The sequence below is a fragment of the Kitasatospora sp. NPDC001159 genome (assembly GCF_053598235.1).
Window position 1 is genome coordinate 76,695 of record NZ_JBSFJV010000021.1, and the last position, 24,462, is coordinate 101,156.

The 24,462-nt window shown below is 72.3% G+C and carries 20 protein-coding genes; 18 read left to right on the plus strand and 2 right to left on the minus strand.

Annotated elements, in window-relative coordinates:
• Nucleotides 1–9: 9 nt before the first annotated feature.
• Nucleotides 10–2,031 (minus strand): radical SAM protein, encoded by a 2,022-nt coding sequence (locus tag ACWC9T_RS14020; RefSeq protein WP_449821278.1) that lies wholly within the window; start codon nt 2,029–2,031, stop codon nt 10–12.
• A gap of 229 nt (nt 2,032–2,260) precedes the next feature.
• On the opposite strand from ACWC9T_RS14020, the gene ACWC9T_RS14025 reads away from it, so the two are divergent.
• The 15 genes from ACWC9T_RS14025 (at nt 2,261) to ACWC9T_RS14095 (ending at nt 22,133) form a co-directional block, all read left to right on the plus strand.
• Nucleotides 2,261–3,397, plus strand: coding sequence for an LLM class flavin-dependent oxidoreductase (locus ACWC9T_RS14025; RefSeq protein WP_449821279.1), 1,137 nt, complete (start codon nt 2,261–2,263; stop codon nt 3,395–3,397).
• A gap of 38 nt (nt 3,398–3,435) precedes the next feature.
• The gene (locus tag ACWC9T_RS14030) at nt 3,436–3,603 is read left to right on the plus strand and encodes a thiomuracin/GE37468 family thiazolyl RiPP peptide (RefSeq protein ID WP_449821280.1); all 168 of its coding nucleotides are present in this window, start codon (nt 3,436–3,438) and stop codon (nt 3,601–3,603) included.
• 60 nt (nt 3,604–3,663) lie between these two features.
• Nucleotides 3,664–3,831, plus strand: a complete 168-nt coding sequence (locus ACWC9T_RS14035; RefSeq protein WP_153464076.1) for a thiomuracin/GE37468 family thiazolyl RiPP peptide — start codon at nt 3,664–3,666, stop codon at nt 3,829–3,831.
• Between the two features lie 120 nt (nt 3,832–3,951).
• Nucleotides 3,952–5,934: a hypothetical protein gene (locus tag ACWC9T_RS14040; RefSeq protein WP_449821281.1), complete on the plus strand. Its 1,983-nt coding sequence runs from the start codon at nt 3,952–3,954 to the stop codon at nt 5,932–5,934.
• Nucleotides 5,927–7,576 (plus strand): TOMM precursor leader peptide-binding protein, encoded by a 1,650-nt coding sequence (locus ACWC9T_RS14045; protein WP_449821282.1) that lies wholly within the window; start codon nt 5,927–5,929, stop codon nt 7,574–7,576. The genes ACWC9T_RS14040 and ACWC9T_RS14045 overlap by 8 nt, the downstream gene beginning before the upstream one ends.
• On the plus strand, nt 7,573–9,159 hold the full coding sequence (locus ACWC9T_RS14050; RefSeq protein ID WP_449821283.1) for a SagB family peptide dehydrogenase: 1,587 nt from the start codon (nt 7,573–7,575) through the stop codon (nt 9,157–9,159). The genes ACWC9T_RS14045 and ACWC9T_RS14050 overlap by 4 nt, the downstream gene beginning before the upstream one ends.
• On the plus strand, nt 9,159–11,789 hold the full coding sequence (locus ACWC9T_RS14055; protein WP_449821284.1) for a lantibiotic dehydratase: 2,631 nt from the start codon (nt 9,159–9,161) through the stop codon (nt 11,787–11,789). The genes ACWC9T_RS14050 and ACWC9T_RS14055 overlap by 1 nt, the downstream gene beginning before the upstream one ends.
• The gene (locus ACWC9T_RS14060) at nt 11,782–12,822 is read left to right on the plus strand and encodes a lantibiotic dehydratase C-terminal domain-containing protein (RefSeq protein ID WP_449821285.1); all 1,041 of its coding nucleotides are present in this window, start codon (nt 11,782–11,784) and stop codon (nt 12,820–12,822) included. Before ACWC9T_RS14055 ends, ACWC9T_RS14060 begins: the two co-directional genes overlap by 8 nt.
• Before the next feature lie 3 nt (nt 12,823–12,825).
• A complete protein-coding gene (locus ACWC9T_RS14065; RefSeq protein ID WP_449821286.1) occupies nt 12,826–14,241 on the plus strand; it encodes a nitroreductase family protein in 1,416 nt (471 codons plus the stop codon).
• Nucleotides 14,242–14,332: 91 nt separating this feature from the next.
• The gene (locus ACWC9T_RS14070; protein ID WP_449821287.1) at nt 14,333–16,186 is read left to right on the plus strand and encodes a TOMM precursor leader peptide-binding protein; all 1,854 of its coding nucleotides are present in this window, start codon (nt 14,333–14,335) and stop codon (nt 16,184–16,186) included.
• Nucleotides 16,183–18,609 (plus strand): lantibiotic dehydratase, encoded by a 2,427-nt coding sequence (locus tag ACWC9T_RS14075; RefSeq protein WP_449821288.1) that lies wholly within the window; start codon nt 16,183–16,185, stop codon nt 18,607–18,609. Before ACWC9T_RS14070 ends, ACWC9T_RS14075 begins: the two co-directional genes overlap by 4 nt.
• Nucleotides 18,606–19,712, plus strand: a complete 1,107-nt coding sequence (locus ACWC9T_RS14080; protein ID WP_449821289.1) for a thiopeptide maturation pyridine synthase — start codon at nt 18,606–18,608, stop codon at nt 19,710–19,712. Before ACWC9T_RS14075 ends, ACWC9T_RS14080 begins: the two co-directional genes overlap by 4 nt.
• 27 nt (nt 19,713–19,739) lie before the next feature.
• A complete protein-coding gene (locus ACWC9T_RS14085) occupies nt 19,740–20,705 on the plus strand; it encodes an ABC transporter ATP-binding protein (protein WP_449821290.1) in 966 nt (321 codons plus the stop codon).
• Nucleotides 20,702–21,547, plus strand: a complete 846-nt coding sequence (locus tag ACWC9T_RS14090) for an ABC transporter permease (protein ID WP_449821291.1) — start codon at nt 20,702–20,704, stop codon at nt 21,545–21,547. The genes ACWC9T_RS14085 and ACWC9T_RS14090 overlap by 4 nt, the downstream gene beginning before the upstream one ends.
• 124 nt (nt 21,548–21,671) lie before the next feature.
• Nucleotides 21,672–22,133 (plus strand): winged helix-turn-helix transcriptional regulator, encoded by a 462-nt coding sequence (locus tag ACWC9T_RS14095; protein WP_449821292.1) that lies wholly within the window; start codon nt 21,672–21,674, stop codon nt 22,131–22,133.
• 102 nt (nt 22,134–22,235) lie between these two features.
• Here ACWC9T_RS14095 and ACWC9T_RS14100 read toward each other — a convergent pair whose 3' ends face one another.
• Complete coding sequence (locus ACWC9T_RS14100; RefSeq protein WP_449821293.1) at nt 22,236–22,655, minus strand: winged helix-turn-helix domain-containing protein; 420 nt, start codon at nt 22,653–22,655, stop codon at nt 22,236–22,238.
• Nucleotides 22,656–22,841: 186 nt separating this feature from the next.
• Between ACWC9T_RS14100 and ACWC9T_RS14105 the strand changes: the two genes are divergently transcribed.
• The 3 genes from ACWC9T_RS14105 (at nt 22,842) to infA (ending at nt 24,412) form a co-directional block, all read left to right on the plus strand.
• Nucleotides 22,842–23,087: a hypothetical protein gene (locus ACWC9T_RS14105; RefSeq protein WP_449821294.1), complete on the plus strand. Its 246-nt coding sequence runs from the start codon at nt 22,842–22,844 to the stop codon at nt 23,085–23,087.
• Nucleotides 23,088–23,324: 237 nt separating this feature from the next.
• Entirely contained in the window at nt 23,325–24,113 is a 789-nt protein-coding gene (locus tag ACWC9T_RS14110) for a GNAT family N-acetyltransferase (protein ID WP_449821295.1), read from the plus strand.
• A 74-nt stretch (nt 24,114–24,187) separates the two neighbouring features.
• Nucleotides 24,188–24,412: a translation initiation factor IF-1 gene (gene infA, locus ACWC9T_RS14115; RefSeq protein WP_449821296.1), complete on the plus strand. Its 225-nt coding sequence runs from the start codon at nt 24,188–24,190 to the stop codon at nt 24,410–24,412.
• Nucleotides 24,413–24,462: the final 50 nt, after the last annotated feature.

Here is a 24,462-nt window from a genome sequence, read left to right on the forward strand (position 1 = left end):
CGCCCCGGCTCAGTCGAGGACCAGCGGCCCTGGGGTCGGTCCGCCGGACAGGGCGAACAGCAGGTCGTGCAGCGGTCGGCCGGTGCCGTGCCAGATGGAGAGCGCGTAGACGCTGATCGGGTAGTGGATCCAGCGCGGCGGCGCCCACACCGTCCCTCGCACGGTGGCGCCCCGGCCGCCGGCGTCCAGGCCGGAGGGCACGTCCCCGGCCTCCACCAGCAGCTCCCAGGCCTTGCGCGGCACGGCGAACTCCGCCTCGTCCAGCTCGGCGCGCAGGCTCGCCCGCAGGATCGTCGTCGCCGCGAGGTCCAGCGTCAGCGCGCCGTCGACCAGCATGCGGTCGATCTCGTGCCCGGAAGCGGCCAGCCGGTCGCACAGCCAGTCGATCGCGGCCGTGAGCAGGTCCTTCGTGGCGCGTTCGGTTCCGACGGCGCGGCACAGCAGCGCCTGGAAGTGCACCTCCTCGGGCACCACGATCCGGTCGCCGATCACCGTCCGCAGCAGTGCCATGTCCAGATCGGCCGGCTCCCGGTGGGCGACGGCGACATTGCGGGCGACGGCGCGCAGGAACGGGTCGGCGCAGTCCTCCAGCAGGAACGACCACAGCTGCTCGCACAGTTCGACCATGCGCACGCCGGTCGTGGCGTGGACGACGCGCAGCGCGCAGCGCAGCAGGATCTTCTGGAACAGCGTCATGGAGACACGGAACGCCATGCCGCGCACCCACTCCTGGGCCGTCATGTCGTCGTGCGCGACGACGACCTCGGCGACGAGTTCGGGATTGGTGACGTCGGCCGGCATCCGTCGCGTCGTCAGCTTGTGCTTGTCCTGGAAGGACTCCCGCGAGTACTCGGTGTTGTTGAGCAGCAGCAGCGGATAGATCACCGGCGAGCCGCCCGCGGTCAGCACTTCCTCCACCCCGGCCAGGTAGGAGTCGTAGGTCTCTCCCGGCAGGCCCCAGATCAGGTCGGTGTAGGTGGGCACGTCCAGCGCGCGGAACCGGGACAGCAGCCGGCGGTAGTGGTCGGTGCGGATGTTGGCGCGGTTGGCGATCTTCAACACGTCGGGGTCGAAGGACTGCGCGGACAGCGTGATCGCGCCGGTGAGTTCGGCGGCATGGAGCATGCCGGCGATCTCCACGATGCGGTCGTTGCCGTTCTTGGCCCAGTTGGTGCTGATGACCAGCCGCTTGTCGTAGCGTCGGGTGAGCTCCACGATGTGTTCGGCGATCTGCCGGTCCCGGGCGACGATGCCGAAGTTGGCGTCCGCGATGAACAGGGTGGCGTCCGTCGGCATCAGCCGGATGAGCCGGTCCAGTTCGCCGAAGATCCGGCCCAGTTCGAACTGGCGCACCTTGGCGTTGGTGGCGCCGCCCCAGTAGCAGAAGGCGCACTTGTAGGGGCAGCCGCGGTTGGTCTCGTAGACGATCATCGACGAGCCGGCGATCTCCTCGTCGGAGTAGACCGGGGTCAGAATCGGCGAGACGACCTGCTCGAGATCGGTGATCCGGTCCGCGTCCGCGGTGGTGACGACGGCGCCGTCGGACCAGTAGCTGATGCCGGGGATGGCGGCGAGGTCGCCCCCGGCCAGGAAGCAGCGGATCAGGTCGCGGAAGCGCAGCTCGCCCTCGCCGTGCACCAGTACGTCCACCCAGGGCGCCTCGGCGAACAGCGGGTCCTGCTGGTGGCTGACGTCGTTCCCGCCGAGGACGACGCGGCAGTCGGGCCAACGCTCCTTCACCCGGCGGGCCAGCTCCAGGGACTGGGCGCGGTTCCAGAAGAACACCGTCAGCGCGACGGCGAACGGCTCGTCCCAGGAATCCAGCAACTCGGTCATCGCCCGCTCGCCGCCGCTCTGCTCGCGCACGCTGATCCGGAACTCGCAGGCGTCGTCGAGCACCGGGTCGGCGATCGAAGTCGCCTTCAAATACCCGAGGGTGACGCTGTACCGGACGCCGTGCATCGCGGTGAACTCAACGAGTTGGACGGTCTTCTTCTTCGCGGCCGCCCCGGCCGGCCAGGTGAAGGTCATGGCTACCAATCCGTGCAGTCGGCAACGGATACACACGTTCGCAGCGCCGGGTGGCGCAGTCAATAACGCGCGATTTGTATCGTAAGTATCCCGGAGGATACCGGCCCCGACCTGAAATCTTTTCCTGTGCGCCCGGTCTGGATGTTGGATATTGACGACTTCGGTGGCTCGATGTAGCGTCAGCCCGGAAAACCCCCGGATCCGCGCCAACTGGCCCCGGACCGTGTGGATGACCACCGCAGACGTCGATCTCGCGGATATCCCTGAATATCTCCGGATATTGGTTCAAGGAGTGGTGCCGGTGCGCTTCGGGCTTTCCTTCCTTCCTGACTGCACACCCGAGACGAAACTTCCGCAGACCTATTTCAGCGACGCGCTGGAATTATCGGTCCGAGCGGAGCTCGGTGGCCTGGATTCCATCAAGATGACCGAGCACTATCTCCACTACTACGGCGGGTACTGCCCGAGCCCGCTGGGCTTCCTCTCCGCGGTGGCCGCCCGGACGAGTTCGGTCAGGCTGATGACCGGCTGCGTCCTGCCGGTGTTCCACCACCCGATCCAGCTGGCCGCGGAGGCCGCGCAGGTGGACGCGATCAGCGGCGGCCGGCTGGACGTGGGATTCGCCCGGGCCTATCTGCCCGACGAGTTCGACGCATTGGGCCTGGCCATGGAGGAGAGCACCGACCGGTTCCGGGAGACCATTCGGGCGGTGCTGCGCATCTGGACCGAGGAGAAGGTGAGCGAGGACACCCCGTTCTTCTCCTATTCCGACGTGACCGGTCTGCCGCGGCCCACCCAGCAGCCGCACCCGCCGGTCTGGGGTGCGGCGGTGCGCACGCCGGAGAGCTTCACCTGGCTGGGCACGGAGGGGCTGGGGCTGCTGATCACCCCGCTGATCTCGCCGCACGAGTTCCGCGACCACCTGACCCTCTACCGCGACGCGTTCCACGCCGCGCACGCCGGCGCCGGGCTCCGCCCCCGGGTCGCCGCCAGCCTGCCGCTGGTGGTCGCCGACACCGACGCGCGCGCGGAGCAGATCGCCGAGACCTACCTGCGGCGCTACCTGGACGTGTGGGCCTTGGCCGTGAACGCCTGGGACCGCAGGGAGTCCACGGCCTACCGCGGCTACTCCGGGTTCGGCTGGATGCTGCGCGGCCTCAAGCCGGCCAAGCTCTTCACCGAAGGCGGCGCGATCGTCGGGTCCCCGGCCACGGTCATCGACCGGATCCGCGCCTTCAACGACCACATCGGCGGCGTCGACCAGATCCTGTGGCAGATCGACTTCGGTGCGATGCCGCTCGCCGAGGCTGGGCAGACCCTGGAGCTCTTCTGCACCAAGGTGCTGCCCGAAGTGAAATCACTGTGACGACCCGTCACACGGACCGTGAAAGGGGGTGTGAAGACATGGAGGGATTCGAGGACCTGGTGCTGGACGACAGCGCCTTCGAGCTCGTCGACCTGGGTGAGGTGGTGCCCGCGTCGGTGACGGCCGGCTACGGCCTGACCGAGCTGTCCGCTTCCGGCGGCCAGAGCAGCTGTTGCTGCTGCTGCCCGTGCTGCTCCTGCACCTGATCCAGGTGCCGGTGTTCCCGTCGCGTGCTCGACATCGAGAGGGAAGGGGGGTGTGAAGACATGGAGGGATTCGAGGACCTGGTGCTGGACGACGGCGCCTTCGAGCTCGTCGACCTGGGTGAGGTGGTGCCCGCGTCGGTGACGGCCGGCTACGGCCTGACCGAGCTGTCCGCTTCCGGCGGCGCGAGCAGCTGTTGCTGCTGCTGCCCGTGCTGCTCCTGCACCTGATCCGGGTGCTGCTCTTTCCGGCACTTGTGCTCTAGCCGGTGCGTGTTCGTGAACGGGGACCGGGTGGCTCTCGGTCCTCCTCCTGACCTGACATCAGTTCTGCCTGAAGAAGCGGTGGCCATGGAAGTCAATGTCGAGCGGATCCGGCCGCGCCTGCGTGGGGACGTCTACGTCATGCGCGTGCCCGAGGGTGCCTACATCCGCAGCAACCTGGGCGGGTCGATGCTCAAGGGCGCGTCGACCTACGAGTGGATCCAGCGGATCGCACCGCTGCTGGACGGCACGAGGACCCTCGGCGAGCTGTGCGCGGCCGTCCCGGAGCAGAGCCGCGCCGCGCTGGCCAAGCTGACACTGCTGCTGCTGGGCAAGGGCTACGTCAAGAACGTCCTGGACGACCGCCCGCACACCCTCACCGCCGACCTGGCCAGGACCTACGCCGCCAACATCGCCTTCGTCGAGTACTTCGTGGACTCGCCGGAACTGCGCTTCGAGCGCTACCGCGACGCCGCCGTCGTGCTGGCCGGCGCGGGCCCGCTGCTGCAGGCACTGGCCAACTCGCAGCTGCGCTCCGGCGTGCGCACCCTTTCGCTCGCACCGTTCGCCGAGTCTCCGTTCGACCGCGACCGCGTCGCCGAGCATCTCGCCGCGGCCCGGGCGCTCGACCCGGACCAGCAGGTGGCCTACCTCGAGGCCGCCGCGGACGACCGGCTCGTGGCCAGCGCCGCCATGCTGCTGCACGTCGCCGACCGGCCCATGATCGAGCGCGCCCTGCGACTGCCGAGGGCCGCCCGTGCCGCGGGCGCCGCGTTCGCGCAGGCGGTCGCGGTCGGTGACGAGGCGTGGATCGGCCCGGTGATCGGCAAGGACGGCGACCCCACGGCCTGGGAGTCGGCCTGGCGGCGGCTGCGCGCGCTCGCGCCGGACCTCGCGGGCGCGGATCTGCGCGACCACCCGGAGCTCGCGCCGAGCGAGTTCCTGCGTGGCCCGACCGTCGCCCTGGTCGCCAACCAGCTCTGCTTCGCGGCGTTCCGCCACCTGACCGGCATCGACCAGGGCCAGGCGGCCGACCACCTGGTCCGGTTCGACCTGGAGACGTTGGAAACCGCGACCCACGCCTTCCTGCCGCACCCGCTGGCCCTTCCCGCCGTTCCCGACGACCCGTCCCGACTGGCCGTCCTGTCCGCCGCCCCGCCCGTCGACGACGAGGAGCTGGGCCGGCGCGCGGTGGACTGCGTCGACGCCCGGACCGGTGTGTTCGCGGAGATCACCGAGCGCGACTACGAACAACTGCCGCTGTTCGTCAGTGAGGTGGTGGTCTCCGACCCGGTCGGCCTGGCCGGTGGCCCGTTCCCGGTGCACGGCTGCGGCGAGAGCGTCGTCGAATCGCGCCAACGGGCCGTGCGGCGCGCGTTCGAGCGGTATGCGGCCGTGATGACCGACTCCCGTAAGGGCGACCGCCTGCACGGCGTGGACGTGCTGACCGGTGAGCGGGTCGAGGTCGAGGGCGCGGCGGTCTTCCCGGCGCGGAGCGCGGCGTCCGGGGGCGACTGGTCCGAGGCCGTGCGCGCCGCGGTGGTCGCGGCGGCCGGAGCGGGCGTCGGCGCGGCGCTCGCGACCGCGACCGCGCCGCTGCCCCGGCTGGACCTGGACGGTGCCGAGCTGACCGCTCGCGGCGCGCGCTACCGCAAGCTGCTGGACATCGTCGACCAGCCGTTCGAGGTCTACGACCTGTCCGGACTGCTCGGCCTACCCACCTTCGCGTTCACCACCCAGGAGGCCACCGTCGCCTGCGCCAGCGGGCTGGAGGCCGGCGCCGCGCTGGAGCAGGGGCTGGAGCTGACCCTGCTCGCCTACCAGTCCCAGGCCGCGAAGCAGCCCGCCTACGCGCCGGAGCCCGTGCCCGACCTGCCCGCGGAACTGCGCGGGGAGCCGCTTCCGGAGCACGAGCGGAGCGGGGCGTGGCCGGGCCCGGTGACCCTGGACGAGGTCGTGGCGCGGCTGACGCGCGAGGGCGGCCGAGTGGTGGCGGTGCCGCTGGACCACGATCCCGGCGTCGCCCGGCTGTGTCCGTTCGTGGCACAGGCCGTGGTCGTCCATGGCTGACCGGCCCCAAGTGCTGCTCGAACCCCATCAGGTGATCGTCGGACCGTGGCCGCCGGGCTGCCCGGAGTGCCTGCGCACCCGGCGCACCGCGGCGTCCGGCGACGACCGCACCGCCGAGCCTGCCACCGGGACGCCGAGCCGAGAGCTGCCGACGTTCCTCGCGGACACCGTCGACGGGCTGAGCGAGGCCGGGCCGCAGGAACAGCGCTACTGGATCGTCGACGCGGCCACGCTCGCGCTGTCCCGGCACGGGTTCCTGGCCGACCCGCACTGCCCGACCTGCTCGACCGTCACCCCCGACACCGAGCAGGGCGCGCGGATCACCCGGCAGACGCGGCCCAAGCTCTCCCCGGGGTCGAGCCGGGTTCGCCCGCTGGACCGGGCCGGGCTGGAGGCGGTCTACCTGGACGGACAGAGCGGCCTGATCCCCTCCGTCACCTCCTACACGCAGCACGCGTTCCCGTTCACCGAAGCCGTACTGGCCGTGCCCGGCGCCTCCACCGAGGCCTCCGGCTACGGCCGCACCCGCGACTTCGCGTCCGCGCGGGCCGTCGCGGTCGCCGAGTCGCTGGAACGACTCGCGGCCTACGCGCCGGCCAAGCGCACCGGCGTCAGGGCCAGCTGGGCGGAGGTGGCCGCCGACGCGGTCGACCCTCGCACACTCGGGCTGTATCCCGCCGACCGGTACCGCGCGCCGGGCTTCCCCTACCGGGAGTTCACCGAGGACGCGGTGGCGAACTGGGTGTGGGGCTGGTCATTCGGCCGGGCCCGTCCGGTGCTGGTCCCGGAGAGCTTCGTCTACTACCGGCTGCCGAGGAACGGCGGCGAGGCCTCCTTCGCCTGTGAGATCTCCAGCGGCTGCGCGCTGGGGGGCTGCTACGAGGAGGCGGTGCTGCACGGCGTCCTCGAAGTCGCCGAGCGCGACGCGTTCCTGACGGCCTGGTACGGCTGCACCCCGCTGCCCGAGCTCGACCCGGCCACCGCGCCCGACCGCCGGATCCCGCTGGTGGCCGAGCGGATCGAGCGGCAGGGCTACCGGGTGCGGGTCTTCGACAGTACTCGGGAGCACGGGGTCCCCTCGTTCTGGACCTTCGCCGAGGACGCCACCGGCGACGGGCGGCCGAGAGCCGTCTCGACCGGCGGCAGCGGGCTGCAACCGGCCGAGGCGATCCTGGCCGCGCTGCACGAGCTCAGCCAGACCGTCGAGTACGTGGCCCTGCTGGCGCTGGACCCCGGGTGGCGCGACCGCGCCCGGCATCTGGCCGGGCATCCGGACGAGGTCGTCTCGATGGCCGACCACCTGCTCTGCGCGGCCGATCCGGACAGCTTCGACCGGTACGCGTTCCTGCTGGACGACCCACCGGTCTCGACCTGGCAGCAAGGGCTCGAACGCTGGCGGTGGCCGCGCAACGCCGAGATCGGCGCGGACCTGGACGAGGCCGTGCGGCGCTTCGCGGCCGCCGGCATGGACGTCGTCGCCGTCGACACCACCTCAACGGAACAGGCATCGGGAGGCTTCACATGCGTCAAGGTGATAGCACCGGGCTCGGTGCCGATGACCTTCGGCCACACGGCCCGGCGGGTGACCGGACTGCCCCGGCTGGGGCAGGTGCGCAATCCGCATCCGCACCCGTTCCCGTGACGGGGCGCGAGGACGGCGTCGGCCGGGAGTTCTGGCGGATCAGCCTGGAGGACCTGGCCGAGGCGATGGAGACCCGGCAGTCGGAGTACGACAACCCGGACGAGCCGCTGAAGTTCAAGATCTACCGGGGCCTGCCGCGCCGCCCGCTGACCACCAGGCTGCCCGCCGAACTGAGCCCCGTGGACGCCTTCGACGAGCTGGCCCTGTCCACGCTGCTCCACTACGGCTACGGCATCTCCCGGCAGGAGTTCGACACCAACGGGACCTGGCCCTACCACCGGATGGTCGCCTCGGCACGCTGCCTGTTCGGCGTCCAGCTGTACGTGTGCCTGGCCGACGGCGCCTACCACTACGACGCCCCGCACCACGCGCTGGTACGGCTGCGCGAGGGCGACCACCGGGGGTTGCTCACCCGGGCGACGGGAACCGGCGGCCCGGTGCCGCAGGCCGTGTTCGTGCTCTCCGGGCTCTTCTCCAAGGCCGCCCACATCTACCGGGACTACGCCTACCGCCTGTGCACCCAGGAAGCCGGTCTGGTCGCAGGGAACCTCGACCTGGTCGCCCGGGCCATGGGCCTGCGGGCACATGTGCACCACCAATTCCTGGACGAGCCGGTCGACAAGCTGCTCGGGCTCGACGGCGACGAGGAACCGGCCCTGCTGGTGCTGCCGTTCCACCTCGCCGAGGCCGGTACCGGCGCTGGTCCGACGGGCAGGCCGGTCGCGGAGACGGCCGCGGCGCTGGCCGCGACCATCGAGGCGATCGAGCCGCCGGTGGTCCCGAGCGGTCTGCGCGTCCCCCAGGCCTGCCCCGTGCTGACCGAGGTCAACCGCGCATCCCTGCGCACCGACACCACGGGTTTCGCGACGGCCGTACCGGTCGCGCCGACCGTCTCCGACGCCGAGCCGCGGCCGTTGCCCACGACCGAGGTCCCCGAGCCGGGCCTGGCCGCGGTGCTGCGCGCGCGTGACTCTGGGCCGGGCATCTTCCGGCCGGTCGCCTCACGGGTCGACGGAGTCGAGCTGTGGGCGCGACTGGCCCGGATCCGCACCGGGGTCGTCAGCGACGCCGTCCCGGCCGGAGCACCGGCCCCGCTGGAGATCTACCTGACCGTCGGCGATCTCACCGGCATCCCGGCCGGGGCCTACCGGCTCGCCCCGGAGACCGGCGCGCTGCACCCGGTCGCCCGAGTGGAGACCCGCGGCGACGCCACCGCCGCCGCAGACGCCGGCCTGGACGCCGTCACCGCGATCGAGCGCGTCACCATCCCCGGACCGGTCTTCACACACATGAACGCCATCGTGCACCTGGTCGGCGACCGCGACTGGGCCTTCGACACCTTCGGCGACCGCGGCTACCGCGTGATCAACCAGGAAGCCGGGCTGCTCGCCCACCGCGTCTGCGTGGCCGCGGCCGCGCAGGGCCTGTCCGGCCGCATCGTCAACGCCTACCACGCCGAGGGGGTCCGCGCGGCCCTCGGCCTGACCGAGCAGCGCCACACCCCGGTCTTCCAGATCCTGCTGGCCAGGACCGGGCCGGGCGGACGCCTGATCGTGCCCGTCGAGCCGGAGGCGGTGGAGTGATGGAGAGCCTGCGAGAAGCCGGCCTGGGAGCACCGCGGTACGGGCTCGGCCCGGCCGCCGTGGTCCGGCTCGCCGGAAGCCCGGCCGTCGCACTGGAGGGCCTGCGCTGCGTACGGAGCTGGGGGACCGCCCGGGAACTGGTGCGCCTGCGCACCGAGATCTCCGAGGCGGCCGGCGAGCTGTCGGAGCTGCTGCACGCGGCGATCGGCGCCCTCGGCGACGGCGAGGCGAAGGCCGGGCTGGTCGCGGTGCGCCGGGCCGTGCACCGCGGCCGCCGCGTCGATCCCGCTCGACTGGCCGACGTGCCCGCCGACCTCACCGCCCCGCTACGGCAGTGGTCCGCGAAGCTCACCGAACGTGATCGGCTGCAGGCGGAGCTGCCGCAGCAGCTGGAACAGGACTGGGCGGCGAGCTGCCAGGCGCTGCGTGACGCGGGCCGACTGCCGGCCTTCCAACTGGGGCTGGTGCACGCCAATCCGGACATGTTCCTGGCCCTGCACAAGTGGCTGGCCACCGGACGCGCGCCACAGCGCCAGAGCATCCTGCGGCTGGCCCAGTACCTGGCCCGCTCCGCCGCCAAGACCAGCCCCTACTCCACCTTCACCACCAGCGGACTGGCCGCCTGGGGCCGGTCCGACGACATCGTCGAGCTGTCCGGACGGCTGGCGGAGGGTCGGTTCGCCGCGCCGACCGGCACCGAGGTCAGCATCGGCTCGCTGCACCGGATCGCCCGCGCCGTCAGCGAACGCCCGGAGGTCGTCGGCGGCTGCCGGATCCGGATCAACCCGAGCGCCACGGTCGTCGACGACACGCTGGTCTTCCTCGGCCGCCGTCCGGTCGAGCACGTGCACAGCCTGGCGCTCACGCCGACGCTGCGCCGGGTGCTCGAAGCGCCCACGCACGAGACCACCCTGGACGACCTGCGCGGCGCACTGCTCGCACAGGCGGCCGACGGACACCAGGTCGACGTGTTCCTGCGCCGCCTGGTCACCCTGGGCGTGCTGGAGCTGGTCCCGCCGCTCGCCGACCAGATCCCGGACCCGGTCGCCGAACTGCGCGCCTGGCTGCACCAGTTGCGGCAGCCCGGTCTGCAGAAGCTGGACTGGACCCTGCACGGAGTGCAGGAGGCGTTGTCGAGCTACCCGACCATCGCCTCCCCCGGAGCCCGGGTCGCCGTGCGTGACGCCGTGGTCCGCGGCCTGGACACGGCCCTGCGCGAGGCGGGCGACCACGCCCACCTGCACAACCCCAAGCTGGCGAAGGAGTTCGCCCGGTACAGCTTCTACGAGAACGCGGTCCACCCGGGCACCGCCGCCGTGCTGGACCTGGAGCGGTGGCAGCCCCTGCTGGACGACCTGGACGCCGTGCGCACCCTTCTCGGCCTGATCGGCCCGGACCTGCCCACCAAGCTGACCCTGAGCCGGCTGTTCCAGAGCCGGTATCCGGCCGGGGCCGAGGTCCCGCTGCTGGTGTTCTACCGCGACGTGCTGGCTCAGCAGCAGACCGGCGCCCCCGCGGCCTGCGACCAGGACGGCGCGGACGGGGACGACACCGGGGACGCGCTGCGCGAGCTGCAGCGGCTGCGCGCCGCCGGCAAGCGGCTGCTGGGCGAGCGGGTGCCCGACCCGGACGGGGTGGTCCGCGTCGACCCGGAGGAGGTGCGCACGCTGGCCAAGGAGTGGCCGAGCTGGGTACGCACCCCCACCTCCGTCGCGGCCTACTGCCAGCTCGCCGACGCCGCGCAGGGCCCGGAGCTGGTGGTCAACACCATCAGCTGCGGTTTCGGCCGCGGCCGGAACCGGGTGCGGCAGATCCTGGACGGGCTCGACCTGCGCGCCGGTGCACCGGCCGAACAGGGGCTGGCCGCCAGCCGTGGCGACGTGCTCTTCGCCGAGTTCGAGGCCGTGGCCAGGTCCGCGGTCAACGTCAGGAAGCCGGGGGTGCGGCTGGTCGTCGACTACCCCGGCGTGCGCAGCGTGCGCGACCCGGACGACCTGCTGCCCGTCAACGACCTGTCGGTACGGCTCGGCGGCGACGGGCTGCTCCAGCTGGTGTCACGGCGGCTGGGCAAACAGATCTGCCCCGTCCACCCGGGCCTCGGCGACCGGCTGCTGCCGCCCACCGCGCGGTTCATGGTCGAGGCCTTCGGCGAGTCCAACACCTGGTTCGGCGCCCACACCGAACTGCGAATGACCTCGGACCCGCGCGCCGACAGCGGGGTGCGCCACCTGCCGCGGCTGATGGTGGGCAAGGTGGTGCTGCGCCGCGCGATGTGGATGACCCGTGCGGACCGGCTGCCGCGGCGCGCCGAGGCCGCCACCGACGCGGCGTGGATGCTGCGCACCGCCGCGTGGCTGGCCGAACACGGCATCCCCGAGCGGTGCTTCGTGACCGTGCTCGACCCTGCCGTCCTGGCCCAGGGCGGCGGCCGGGGCACGGGCAACGACGCCAAACCCACCTACGTGGACTTCGCGAGCACGCTGCTGCTGCTCGGGTTGGAACGCCGGCTCGCCGAGCCGAACGCGATCGTGCAGATCAGCGAGATGCTGCCGGACCCCGGCCGGATCCGCGGCGAGCGCGTCGCCGAGTACATCGTGGAACTCAACGAGCCCGGAGTCACCTATGTCTGACACGTCTCACACGTCTGCCACGTCCGCCATGGCCGACATGCCGGAGATGCCCGAGACGGCCGCACGCACCTGGGTCAGCGCCCACCTCTTCTACCACGGTGACCAGGACGCCGTGGTCGTCGGCGCCGTCCGGCCCGTCGTCGAACGGCTGCGCCTGGCCGGGCAGGCCGAGGGCTTCTTCTTCCTGCGCTACTGGGAGGGCGGCCCGCACGTCCGGCTGCGGGTGCTCACCAGCCCCGAGCAGGCGGCGCAGGTGCGGTCCGTGATCGAGGAGACGGCCGCGGAGTTCTACCGCGCCTCGCCGTCGGAGTCCTCGATGACCCCCCAGGAGTACGCCGACTCCGCGCCGGGCCTGGCCGCGCTGGAGCGGATGGCCGACTACGACACGGTGCTCCACCCGGACAACTCGGTCGCCTTCGTCGACTACGTGCCGGAGACCGAGGTGTTCGGCACCGGCCGCTCGCTGGAGGCGGTCGAGCGGCAGCTGATGGCGGCCAGCGCGCTGGCGGTGGAGCTGATCGCCCGCGGTCGCAAGCCGGGGCAGCGGGCCATGGACGCCTTCGCCATGTTGGCCGCCAACCGCACCCTGTTCACCGGTATCCTGCCCGAACTCGCCTACCAGGCCCGGTTCATGGTCGAGAGCGGCGGTCAGGCGGCGCAGCTGATCGGCACGCCGGAGTTCGAGCGGTACTTCGAGGCCAACAAGGCCCAGCTGCGCTCCACCCTGGAGGCGGTGTGGGCGGCCACGCGGGGCGTGGCGCTGCCCGACGGATCGGTGGCGAACGGCTGGCTGGCGAGCACCAGGGAGCTGAACGACACCCTGGTCCAACTGGAGCTGCTGGGCCGGCTGGACGCCTATCCGAGCTTCGAGGCGCCCGCCGAGGTGCTGGACCACATCAACCACCTGGTGCCGCAGCTGATCGTGGAGCGGTGCGCGCACCTGATGTGCAACCGGCTCGGCATCAGCCTGGCCCAGGAGTCCCACCTGCGGCTGCTGCTGACCCGGACCGCGTTCGACCTGTGTGCGGTGTGACCCATGAGCGACCAGGTCATGCGTTACCAGGAGGACGTGCACACGCCGACCGAGGTGGCCGACCCGCAGGCGTTCCCGCCCCGGGTGGTCAAGAGCTACCCGGGCGCGCCGCGGCATCCGCTGCCCTGGCCGCCGGAGCGCGCCGGGCACCGGCTCGGCCGGCTGCTCGCCGACCTCGGCGGCATCACCCGCGCGCAGTGGCTGACGCCGCTGGACATGCTGCCCTTCACCGACAGCTTCGAGGCCATCCCCGACGACGACCCGTTGCAGTGGCTGGTGACCAGGCGTCCGACACCGTCGGGCGGCGCCCGCTACAGCGCCGAGTGGTACGTGATCGCGGGTCCCGACTCCGAGGTGCCGACCGGCGTCCACTACTACGATCCGGCCCGCCACGACCTGGTGCGTCTGCGCGCGGGCGACTACCGCGCCCAGGTCGCCTCCCGGCCGGCCGCGACGGTGCTCGTGCAGACCAACGTGTTCTGGCGGCTGGCCGCGAAGTACGGCGAGATGCACTACCGGCTCGCCTGTCTGGAGGCCGGCATCCAGGTGGCGCAGGCGCTGGCGGTCGCGGGCGAGCAGGAGGCCACGGCCCGGCTCTGCTTCCCGGACGCCGACCTCACCGAACTGCTGGGCCTCGACCCCCGTGAGGAGGGAGTGCACGCGCTCGTCGAACTGCTCCCACCGACGCCGCCCGCCGTACGCGGCCCGTCGCTCGCGGCCTTCCCGCGCGCCCACGGCGCGCACGCCGCCGTGCTCGCTCAGAGCCGTCCCGGCCCTGAGCCCCTGCCGACCTCCCCTGCGGGGGACGGCAAGCGGATCAGCCTGCCGCTGGCCGCACCCGACCTGCGGGCCGGCACCCTGACCCGGCACGCGGCCATGCGCGGCTTCAACGGCGACCCGATGTCGCCCGGCGCGCTGGCCACCGTCCTCACCGCCTACGGACAGCAGGCGCGCTGGGACCTGCCGGCCAATCTGGTCGAGTTCTACTGCGTCGTCGCCGACGTGACCGGCGTCCCGTCCGGGGCCTACCGCTACCTCCCCGACGAGCACCAGCTGGAGCTGGTCGCCGAGGGCGACCCCCGGCAGCGGCTGCGCGAGGCCGCGCTGGCCGCACTGACCCAACAGGGCGCGCGAACCGCGAACCTGTGGCTGCTGCCGGTCGGCGACGCGGAGGCTGCCGAGGCGCGGTTCGGCGCCCGCTGGTACCGGGTGCAACAGGCCGCCGCCGGCGCCGCGCTGCACCGGGCCTGCCTGGCCGCCGCTTCGATCGACGTGGCGAGCCGGATCCAGAACGACGTGCTCACGCACTTGTTGGACCAGTGGTTCGGTCTGGAGGGGCGCAAGCGGAGCCTGCTGATGGCCCAGCTGGGCACCGAGCACCCGGCCGGGCTGCGCCCTGAGTTCCGGCTGACGTGGTGAGGGAGAGTGCGCGCATGAGTGAGCGGAGCGAGCTCATCATCGAAAGGTGCGCGTTTAGCGAAGAGACCGCCGAGCGCAGCGAGGTGGGCGCATGAGTGAGACGGTACTCGGCGACGGCCTGCTGGCCGACGCCATCGCCAGGCGTCCGCCGTCCCTTCTGGTGGTGGCGCACGACGGGTGGGACACCGGCGACTGGGCCGCCGCGCACGACCGGGGCGAGCCCTGGCTGCCGGTGTGGACCGAGCTCGACCGGGTCGTGATCGGCCCGGTCGTGCGGCCCGGCGAGCCCGGCTGCGCGTGGTGCGTGCAGACCTGGCGGTCCGCCGCGCCCCGCCGCGACCAGTGGACCGCCGAACTGCGCAAGGACGAGCGGATCGCGCAGCGGCCCTCGCTCTGGCTGTCCTCCTTCGCCGCCGAGACCGTGCGCGAGCTGCTGCACACCGGCGCGGCCGCGGACTGCTGCTGGTACCTGGGCCTGCGGGACCTCTCCCTCGCCCGGCACTCGTTCCTGCCCGACCCGCTGTGCCGGGTCTGCGCGGCGCCGCCGGAGGACAGCGCCGCCCTGGCCACGATCGCCCTGCGGCCGCGGCCCAAGCCGCGGCGCGGGGCCACCAGGGTTCGCGACCTCTCCGAGTCCGAGCTGACCGGCCGGTACGTGGACGCCGAGACCGGCGTGGTCGCCCCGCCGAACGGCATGCGGGACGCACGGTTCCCGCTGGCCGAGGCGGTCCTGGCCGAGTACGGCTACCGCGGTGAGGCGGGCTGGGGGCGCGGCCGCGACTACTCCTCCTGCCGGGTCACCGCGGTCGCCGAGGCCCTGGAACGTCTGGGCGGCCAGTGGCCCTGGGGCAAGCGCACCACGGTGCGCGGCAGCTACGCCGAACTCGCGGACGACGCCCTCGACCCGCGCACGCTCGGCCTGTTCCCGCCGGAGCGCCACCCGGACCCGGACGGCCGCTACCAGCCGTTCACCGAGGACGCGGTGGTGTCCTGGGTGTGGGGATACTCGTTCGGCCTCGCCCGGCCGGTGCTCGTCCCGGAGAGCCACGCCTACTACCGGACGACCTGGCAGCCGGGGGCCGAGGCGGACAAGCCCTTCACCTTCGAGATCTCCAACGGCTGCGCGCTCGGCGGTTGCCTGGAGGAGGCGATCCTGCACGGCATCCTGGAGGTCGTCGAGCGCGACGCCTTCCTGATGACCTGGTACGCCAGGATGCCGGTGCCCGAGGTCGACCTGGCCCGCGCGCCCGACCCGCGCATCGGGCTGGTCGTCGAACGCCTGGAGCGGACCGGCTACCAGGTGCGGGTCTTCGACACGACCCTGGCCGAGGCGATCCCGGCGTTCTGGGTGCTGGCACAGGACACCAGCGGCGACCCCGCGCGGCCCCAGGTCGTCTGTACCAGCGGATCGGCCCTGGACCCGGCCGCCGCCGTGCTCAGCGCCCTCGGCGAGCTCGCGCCCATCGTCGAGCAGGAGCTGCGCCGCTACCCCGCCGAGGCCGAGCGGGCCCGGCGGATGACGGCCGATCCCGAGCTGGTGCGCGTGATGACCGACCATTCGCTGTGCAGCGCGACCCCGGAGGCCTTCGACCGCTTCTCCTTCCTGCTCTCCGGCCCCGACCGCACCGTCGGCTGGGACCGCCTGGGCCGCGGCCCCTGGCCGCACCACGCCGACCTGCGGGACGACCTGACCGAGGCCGTCGGCCGGATGCTGGCGGGCGGCATGGACGTGGTGGTCGTCGACCAGACCGCGTCGCTGCACCAGGCCGCCGGCCTGCACTGCGTGAAGGTCATCGCGCCCGGCGCGCTGCCGATGACCTTCGGTCACCGCAACCGGCGGACCACCGGCCTGCCCCGGCTGCGAGAGGTGCCGTACCGGCTCGGCCACGCGCCGTACCCGCTCACCGACGCCGACATCAACCCCCACCCCCACCCGTTCCCATGAGCAGCCATCACCCCACCACCGTTGCCCCCACCTTCGGGGTCCGGGTCGCGGGCCTGCCGGCGACCGTGACCGAGCGGCTGGTCGACAAGCGGCTGCGCCACGCGCTGCTGGCGACGGCGCACACGGCCACCGAACTGACGGCCCGCGCGGCCGCGCTGTCCGACCGCTGCCACGCGGTGATCGGAGCGCTCCCGGACCCGGCCGCCAAGCCGAAGCTGGTCGCACTGCGGCGCCGCGTGCACCAGCTGCGGGACACCTCGCGGCTGCTGGCCGATCCGCTGGTCGCCGCCGCCCTCGGCGAAGAACTGGCCGCCGATGTCGCCGAGTTCGGGCACAGCGTGGGCCGGTACCGGGCCGAGCGCGCGGAGCTGCCGGCGCTGCTGGCCGAGGCGGAGCGGGCCGTGACCGCCGACCTGCGGGAGATCGGCAACCACCCCCGCTTCGACCAGGGCCTCGCCCATGCCAGCCCCACCCTGCGCGAGGTGCTGCGGCGCAGGCCGGGCCGAGGGGAGCTGATCCGGCTGGCCGTCTACGTCGCCCGGGCCGCCGTCAAGACCAGCCCGTTCAGCACCTTCACCGCGAGCGGCCTGGGCCGCTTCGTCCCGGACGGTCCGGCGCTGCGCTGGACCGCGACCGCGTCGGCCCGGTCGGTCGTCGAGCTCGACCTCGCGGCGCTGGTCCCGCTGGCCGCAGAACGGGCCGGGGCGTCCAGGACACGGGTCGCCGTCAACCCGAGCGCACGGGTGGTGTCGGGCGCCGTCCAGTTCCTCGGCCCGGCGCCGCGGGAGGAACTGCTCAGCCTGCCGCTGACCGCGTCGCTGCGGCACTGCCTGCGGGCCGCCGCGGCCCGGCCGACCCTCGCCGAGCTGACCGCCGGACTTCCCGCACCGCCGGAACAGGCCGCCGGGTATCTGCGCTCGCTGCTGGCAGCCGGACTGCTGCTGGCCCGGTCCGATCTCGACGAGCACGGCCCAGACCCGCTCGGCCAGTTGACGCGGTGCGCGCCCGAGCTGGCGCCGGTCCGGGAGACGCTGCGCGCCTACGCGCACGCCGACGGATCCGGGCGGGCCGCGCTCGGGGCGACGCTGTCCGAACGCCTCGCGCCGCTCGGCGTCACCGGAAGGCTGCGGGACGTGGTGACCGAGCAGTCGGTCATCCCCGGCGTGGTGGTCGAGGCGGGTCTGCCGTCGTGGCAGGCGGCCCTCGACGATCTGGCCCTCGCCTGCCGGCTGCTGGCCGTCTTCGACCACACGCTGCCGTTCAAGCTGGCGGTCGCCTCGTTCGTCAGGGAGCGGTTCGGAGCGCGGACGCCGGTGCCGTTCGACCGGTTCTACGCCGAGCTGGTCCGGGGCGGCCGTGAGGCGATGCGCCTGCACCCGGCCGCCGTCGCCTTCGCCGCGACCGGGCTGACCGGGACCCTGGCCGCCAGCCCGATCGCGGAGGTGCGCCGACTGGTCGGCCTGATCGGCGAGGTCCGGCGTTCGCTGCCGGACCGGCGGCGGATCGCACGGGTGCTGGACGCGCTCCCGGCCTGGGTGCGCCCGGTGGGGTCGGTCGCGGTCTACGCCCAGTACGACGGCGGGCAGTTGGTCGTCAACGCGGTCAATTCCGGCTTCGGCCGCGGCCGGTCCCAGCTGCGCCGGTTGCTGAGCGCCGTCGGCGAGGATCCGCTCCCCGTCGCGGCGGTGCATCCGGGCGGGGCCAGGTACGCCGAGTTCGCGCAGACCCTGGCCACCTCGCTCAACCAGCGCGAGTTCGCCCTGCCGGAGCGCCTCGACTACCCGCCGCCCGCCCGGCTGACCGTCGGCGTGGGAGCAGACGGTCTGCCGGTCCTGCTCGACGACGGAACGGCCGTCCGCCCCGTCCACGGCGGGCTCTCCTACGAGCGACAGCTCCCCCCGGTGATGGCCCTGCTGGTGGAGGCGTTCGGCGAGAACCCGATCCTGCTCCGGCCCGACCAGCCGTTGCAGCACGACGCGGCCGCGGGGACCGGGACGGGCCGGGTCCTGCACGCGCCGCGGCTCGACGTCGGGCGCGTGGTGCTCAGACGGGCCGCCTGGGTGGCCCAGCCGGGGACCCTACCGCGCCGCGCGGCCGGCCAGTCCGACGCGGACTTCCTGTTCCTGCTGGCAGCCTGGCTGACCGAACACGGCATCCCACCCCGGTTCTTCGTCTCCGTGCTGCGACTGGGCGACGGCTCGGCGGGCTCACTCGCCCGCGACCGGGCCCGAAAGCCGATGCTGGTCGACATCGGCTCGCCGCCGCTGGTGCTGGCCTTCGAGAAGCTGGCCGCCGATCCGGCCGCAGCGGCGGTCCTCTCCGAGGTCGTGCCGGAGCCGGAGACGGCGCTCACCGACCACGAGGGCCTGCCACGGGTGACCGAATTCCTGATCGAGCTGAACTGTCAAGGAGATGGGCGATGACGGAGTCCTCCTGGCGAAGCGTGAACGTCTACCATCACGACGGCGACCGGACCGATCTGCTGCTCGACGCGGTGCGCCCGTTCCTTCGCGCCGTGGCCCCCGCGACCTCCCGGGTCTGGTTCCAGCCGCACTGGCGGCGCGGGCCGCACGTCCGCATCCCGATCCAGGCGAGCGCCGAGACCTTCGACACCGTGGTCGCTCCGGCCATGGCGGACATCCTCGGCGCGTATCTGCGGGCGCACCCGTCCACGGCGGTGCTCGACGAGCAGGCCGCGCTGGAGCAGCATCGGCGGCTCGCCCGGTACGAGCGCGAGCAGGGGCCGTTGACCCCGTGGGCGGCCAACAACTCCGTCGAGGTCGAGCCCTTCGACCGGCGCCTCTCCGTCCTCGGTGGGCAGGCCGCGGCTGACCTGCTCGCCGACTACTACGTGGACACCAACGACACCGTCTTCGCCGTCCTGGACCGGGTCCGCGGCGGCGGTTCGAGGATGGCGCTCGCGGTCGACCTGTTCATCGCGGCGGCGCACCGGTTCCTGCCGCCGGTGACCTACGGCTACCTCTCCTACCGCGGGCACGCCGACGCCTTCCTGGCCAAGCACCCCGACGGTCTGCGCGAGCGGTTCGACCGGGTCTACGAGACCAATGCGGAGCGCTTCAGGCAACGGGTCGTCACCATCACCGCGACGGCCGACCACCACGAGGTGCTGCCGTTCGGCAGCCTGCTCGACACCCTGCTGCGCTACCGCAACCAGGCCAACGAGCTGATCCGGGCGGGGGAGCTGGCGCTCGACACCGACGCGAACGGCCAACCGGAGGAGTGGGGTTCGAGCTGGAGCGCCTGGTCCGACCGCAGCCCGTTCCACCGAACGCTCGGCGGCCACCGGGGGGCGGCCGACCAACTCGGCGGCTGGAACACCTTCCAGCAGTACCGGGTCGTCCTCAACTGGCTGTATCTGAACATGTACCGGATCGGCATCGGCGAGCTGGAGCGCAACCTGGTCTGCCACGTGGTCTCCCGGGCCGTCGAGGACGTGAACGGGGTGACGGCGATGGACAGGATCCAGGACCTGATCGGCTTCGTCGACAGCGGCGGTCGTCTGTAGCCGGACCGCGGGAGAGGGGAGCACGAGATGAACCACGCCGTCACCGTCACCGACCTGGTCAAGCGCTACCATCCGCAGGCGCCGCCCGCCGTCGACGGTCTGAGCTTCACCGTCGCGAAGGGTGAGGTCTTCGGCCTGCTCGGCCCGAACGGGGCGGGAAAGTCCACCACCGTCGGCGTGCTGACGACGCGGATCCTGCCGACCTCGGGCCGATGCCTGGTCCTCGGCACGGATGTGGTGGCCCGCCCCGCCGCGGCGAAACGCCTGCTGGCCGTGGTGCCGCAGCGGCAGAACCTCGACCGCTCACTGGACGTGCGACAGAACCTGCTCTTCCACGCCCGCTACCACGGCGTCCGTCGCGAGCAACGGTTGCGCCGCGCGGCGGAGTTGCTCGAACTGATGGGGCTCACCGACCAGGCCGGCCAGCGGGTCGAGCGGCTCTCCGGCGGCCAGGCCCAGCGGGTCGTGATCGCGCGGGCGCTCATGCACGCTCCCGAGGTGCTGTTCCTGGACGAGCCCTCGACCGGGCTGGACCCGCAGTCGCGGCTCTTCCTGCACGAGCGCATCCGCGAACTGCGCGACCGCGGCGTCACCGTGGTGCTCACGACGCACGACATGGACGAGGCCGAGAGCCTGTCCGACCGCGTCGGCATCGTCGACCACGGTCGGCTGCTGGCGCTGGACACGCCGCGCGCGCTCACCGCGGCGCTCCCCGGCGGCGCCACGATCACCGCGCAGGCCCGCGTCACGCAGGAGTCGGCCGACACGATCGCCGCCGCGCTGGCGGAGCTGCCCGGCGCCGACGCCGTCGAACACGACGCGTCGTCCGGCTGCTTCCGGGTACGCACGGAGAAGGACCCGGCCACGCTGCTGCCGGATGTGCTGCGCACCGTCGTGGACCGGGGGGAGGGGGCCGACCTGGTCGACCTGTCGGTCGCCAGACCGAGCCTGCGGGACGTCTTCATCAGTCTGACCGGAAGGGAACTGCGGTGACCACGTCGGCGGAGACCGCAGAGCAGGACGCGCGCCCTGATGCCGCCGAGGGGCGGCCGCGGTACGATCTCGGGTCGGTGCTGCGGACCTTCCTCGCGGTTCTGTGGCGCGACGTGTTCACCACGACCCGGCGGCCGACCGCCTTCCTGGTGCAGGTGATCGTCCAACCGCTGCTGCTGTTCTTCGTCTTCGGCAAGGTGCTGGACGAAGCCGGCTACACCAGGGGCGACTTCGGCGCGACGCTGCTTCCCGGTGTGATGGCGCTCAATGCGCTGCTGGTCTCCCTGCAGAACACCGCGATGCCGCTGATCATGGACTTCTCCTGGTCCGGTGAGATCGAGGACCGGCTGCTCGCGCCGCTGCCGGGACCTCTGGTGGCCGTGGCCAAGCTGGTCTTCGGGACGCTCTGCGGTCTGTTCGCCGGGCTGGTCATGGCCCCGACCGGCTTCCTCGTACTCGGCACCTCCGGTTGGGCGCTGACGGCCTGGCCGAGTGTGCTGCTCGTCCTCGCACTGGGCTCGGCGACCGGTGCCGGCATCGGGCTGGTCCTGGGCACGGTGATCGCCCCGGACCGCATCAGTGTCACCTTCGCGCTGGTTCTGGCCCCGGTGACGTTCACCGGATCCGTCCAGTACCCGTGGTCGTCACTCGGCCACGTCGGATGGTTCCAGGTGATCTCCGCGCTCAATCCGCTGACCTACGTCAGCGAGGGCCTTCGAGCCGCGACGCTGCCAGATCACGCGTCCATCGCCCTGTGGACCGATGTCCTGGTGCTGCTCTTCGCGCTGCTGGTCGCCGCGGCGATCGGCATCAGGGGGTTCACGTCCCGCGCGATCGGCTGAGGGGCCTCGGAACACAGCAATGTTGTTCAATATGACCATATATAACTGAATACCAGCCTGATGTGGCATGCTCATGTTTCCGGCGCACTTCCTGCTGTGTGCCGCGCATGTGAGGGGGAGCATCATGGCCACTTCCGAGGCCGGCGCCGCCGTCGACGGCGCCCGTCGACCCAATGACGACCCGAGCCGCCCGATCCTCGAGCAGATCGCCGACAAGTGGTCGATGACCGTACTGACGGTCCTCAGCGAGCCCAAGCGGTTCAACGAAATCAAGCGTCAGCTGGAGGGGGTGACCCAGCGGGTGCTGACCCAGACTCTGCGCCGCTTGGAGCGCAACGGGATGATCAGGCGCCGGGTGCTGCCGACCTCGCCGGTCGGGGTCGAGTACTCGCTGACCCAGCTCGGCGAATCCCTGCGGGAGCCGTTCAGCCGGCTGCACACCTGGGCTATCGACAACACGGACGAGATCCGAGCGCACCAGAGGGAATACGACCGGCGGATGCTCGACTTCGGAACTCCCCTGTCCCCGGCGGCCGCCTCGGCTTCCCCGGGCGGATCCCCCAAAGGGCATCCGTCAAGGCTGTGACCGCCGCGTGCTGCAGGGGGCGTCGATGCCGTACGTGCCCGTGCGTGGCCGGTTGGCTCACTCCGACTCGTGGCGGCCGGCCCCGCAGGGGTCGTGGGCTCGTCAGCTGGCGGCGCCCGGAAGTTGATGGTGGGGAGCAGGGAGGAGAACGTTGCCGCCGACCGTGCGTGGCCGGGCGGGCTGCGGTGCTGGAGCCTGCGCGGCGGCGAGCAGCCGATGGCCGAGCTGCGTGCAGCTGTGTCGCACCGCTCGGCCGGCCCGCACCGTGCTGACCAGCCCGGTCCGCCGCAGCGTCCGGGCGTGCTCGGAGGCACTGGCCACCGAGATGCCCAGTTCACGGGCGAGCTGACTGGAGGTCGGCTCGCGTAGCGTCAGCCGGAGGATCGCGGAGCGGGTCCGCCCGAGCAGGGCTGCCGCCGGTTCGTCCGGGTCCGCCCCGGGTGTCGGCGACTCCTCGGCGAGGTAGGGCAGCGGGGTGAGCGCGGGTAGAGCAGCAGCGACCTGTCCGGAAGCGGGCCGCACAGCGGCTCCCCGGTCCACTGCGCGGACGGCATTAGCAGGACACCACCGCCCTCCGGACGGACTTCCACCTGCTTGGCGACCGCGATCTCCAGCGTGCTGCCGCGCCATCGGCTGCCCGGATACAGGCCGGCCAGCATTCCGCGCAGCCCCTGTTCGCGCTGGACTTGCCAGCGCCAGGCGAGGTCGGTGTCGAAGCTGGTGCGCAGCCGCGGCCAGGCCGCCTCGATCAGCGCCGCGTGGGAAGCGCGCAGGCTGTTGTGGGTCGTCCCGCGGACCTCGCACATCTCCGCCGAGATCCACCACGGCAACCCGTACCACGCCGTCGGCGACTACCCGTTCAGTGGCGGCGCGGTGCTGCTGGCGCACCCGGACCGCCAGGTCGAGGTGCTGGTCCAGCACCAGGTGGAGAACCTCTGCGAGACCCTCGCCTGACCGTCCACCGGGGTTCGCCCGCCACGGGCGTGCGGGCGGACCCCCGTGCATCAATCAAATGGGTTGGGCGGGCACATCGGAGGCTGCTACTGTCTGCGCAGCCGTGAGACAACGCGAGGAGGTGACACCCATGAAGGCTGTATCCGTGTGGGTGCTCCCCCTTTCCGTCACGGCGGGCGATTGACCTTGGTGTCGCCCGGGAGCGCCTCGAAGAAGGCACTTCCGAAAGGCAACACCATGAACGTTTCGCATTCCATTCCCAGCACCGGCGTTGTGGTCACGCGGGTGTCGGACACCGAGTGGCAGGCCGTGGACGGCGACCAGGTGGTCGGCCGCGGCGACGCTTCGCTCCGGCCAGACGGCCGACTCTTCGTCAGCATCGACGCGTGGCACGGTGAGGTCTTCGACCGCATCGCCGAAGCGATGCCGGCGGACCTGCCGGCGCCGCTGTACGCGGTGGCCGACGAAACCGACCGCGACTCGATCTCCGCCTGGCAGCGGGCCGGCTTCACGACCGTGCGCCGCGAGTGGGGCTACGTCGTGCCCACCGACCCGCAGGTCACCGGGCTCGGCCCGGTGCGGCCCCCGGCGGGCGTGACCATCGTGCCCTTCGGCCAGGCGGAGGAGGCGCCGCTGCGCGCCCTGGACCAGGTCCTGCACGCCGAGATCGAGGCCGGTCCCGGCTGGCAGGCGATGCCGGCCCAGGTGCTGCCCCGCCCGGCGGGGACCACCGTGGTCGACCCGTCGAAGTACGCGGTGGCCCGACAGGCCGACCGGTACGTCGGGTTGCTCCGGCTGGCACCGGTGACCCGGCAGCCGCGGATCGGCCTGATCGCCGTCCGGGCCGACCTGCAGCGCCACGGCATCGCCCGCGCGCTGCTGGCCGACACGCTGGACGCGCTGCACCGCCGCGGGACGGCCTCGGTCTGGGCCGAGGTCACGGAGTCCAACGCGGCCGCCACCGCTCTCTTCGAGGGCATCGGCGCCCGGCGCGCGGGCAGCACCCTGGAACTCGTCCGTCGCTGACGCCCCGCCGGGCGTTCGCGGCTTCCCAGCCGACCACAGCGTCAAGTGAACCAAGGAACGAAGAGGTGAGAGCCATGACCAAAACCGCCAATGGCATAGAAGTTGAAGGCATCGTCGTCGAGTGCCTGCGCAACGCCAACTTCAAGGTGGAACTCCCGAACGGGCACATCGTGCTCGCCCACATCAGCGGGAAGGTCCGGAAGAACCACATCAAGATCCTCCCGCAGGACCGGGTGCTCGTGGAGCTCAGCCCGTACGACCTCAGCCGCGGCCGGATCCGCTTCCGCTACCGGTCGTAGCGGATGCGCAGCCGGTCGCGGCGGGACCAAGATCTGAAGAGCACACTTCT

Excerpts from the sequence above, each read along its gene's own strand:
- ACWC9T_RS14070 (WP_449821287.1), top strand. The coding sequence starts at position 14,333 with ATGAGTGAGACGGTACTCGGCGACGGCCTGCTGGCCGACGCCATCGCC.
- ACWC9T_RS14055 (WP_449821284.1), top strand. The coding sequence starts at position 9,159 with ATGGAGAGCCTGCGAGAAGCCGGCCTGGGAGCACCGCGGTACGGGCTC.
- ACWC9T_RS14110 (WP_449821295.1), top strand. The coding sequence starts at position 23,325 with ATGAACGTTTCGCATTCCATTCCCAGCACCGGCGTTGTGGTCACGCGG.
- ACWC9T_RS14085 (WP_449821290.1), top strand. The coding sequence starts at position 19,740 with ATGAACCACGCCGTCACCGTCACCGACCTGGTCAAGCGCTACCATCCG.
- ACWC9T_RS14065 (WP_449821286.1), top strand. The coding sequence starts at position 12,826 with ATGAGCGACCAGGTCATGCGTTACCAGGAGGACGTGCACACGCCGACC.
- ACWC9T_RS14040 (WP_449821281.1), top strand. The coding sequence starts at position 3,952 with ATGGAAGTCAATGTCGAGCGGATCCGGCCGCGCCTGCGTGGGGACGTC.
- ACWC9T_RS14025 (WP_449821279.1), top strand. The coding sequence starts at position 2,261 with ATGACCACCGCAGACGTCGATCTCGCGGATATCCCTGAATATCTCCGG.
- ACWC9T_RS14095 (WP_449821292.1), top strand. The coding sequence starts at position 21,672 with ATGGCCACTTCCGAGGCCGGCGCCGCCGTCGACGGCGCCCGTCGACCC.
- infA (WP_449821296.1), top strand. The coding sequence starts at position 24,188 with ATGACCAAAACCGCCAATGGCATAGAAGTTGAAGGCATCGTCGTCGAG.
- ACWC9T_RS14020 (WP_449821278.1), bottom strand. The coding sequence starts at position 2,031 with ATGACCTTCACCTGGCCGGCCGGGGCGGCCGCGAAGAAGAAGACCGTC.
- ACWC9T_RS14075 (WP_449821288.1), top strand. The coding sequence starts at position 16,183 with ATGAGCAGCCATCACCCCACCACCGTTGCCCCCACCTTCGGGGTCCGG.
- ACWC9T_RS14030 (WP_449821280.1), top strand. The coding sequence starts at position 3,436 with ATGGAGGGATTCGAGGACCTGGTGCTGGACGACAGCGCCTTCGAGCTC.
- ACWC9T_RS14080 (WP_449821289.1), top strand. The coding sequence starts at position 18,606 with ATGACGGAGTCCTCCTGGCGAAGCGTGAACGTCTACCATCACGACGGC.
- ACWC9T_RS14035 (WP_153464076.1), top strand. The coding sequence starts at position 3,664 with ATGGAGGGATTCGAGGACCTGGTGCTGGACGACGGCGCCTTCGAGCTC.
- ACWC9T_RS14060 (WP_449821285.1), top strand. The coding sequence starts at position 11,782 with ATGTCTGACACGTCTCACACGTCTGCCACGTCCGCCATGGCCGACATG.
- ACWC9T_RS14045 (WP_449821282.1), top strand. The coding sequence starts at position 5,927 with ATGGCTGACCGGCCCCAAGTGCTGCTCGAACCCCATCAGGTGATCGTC.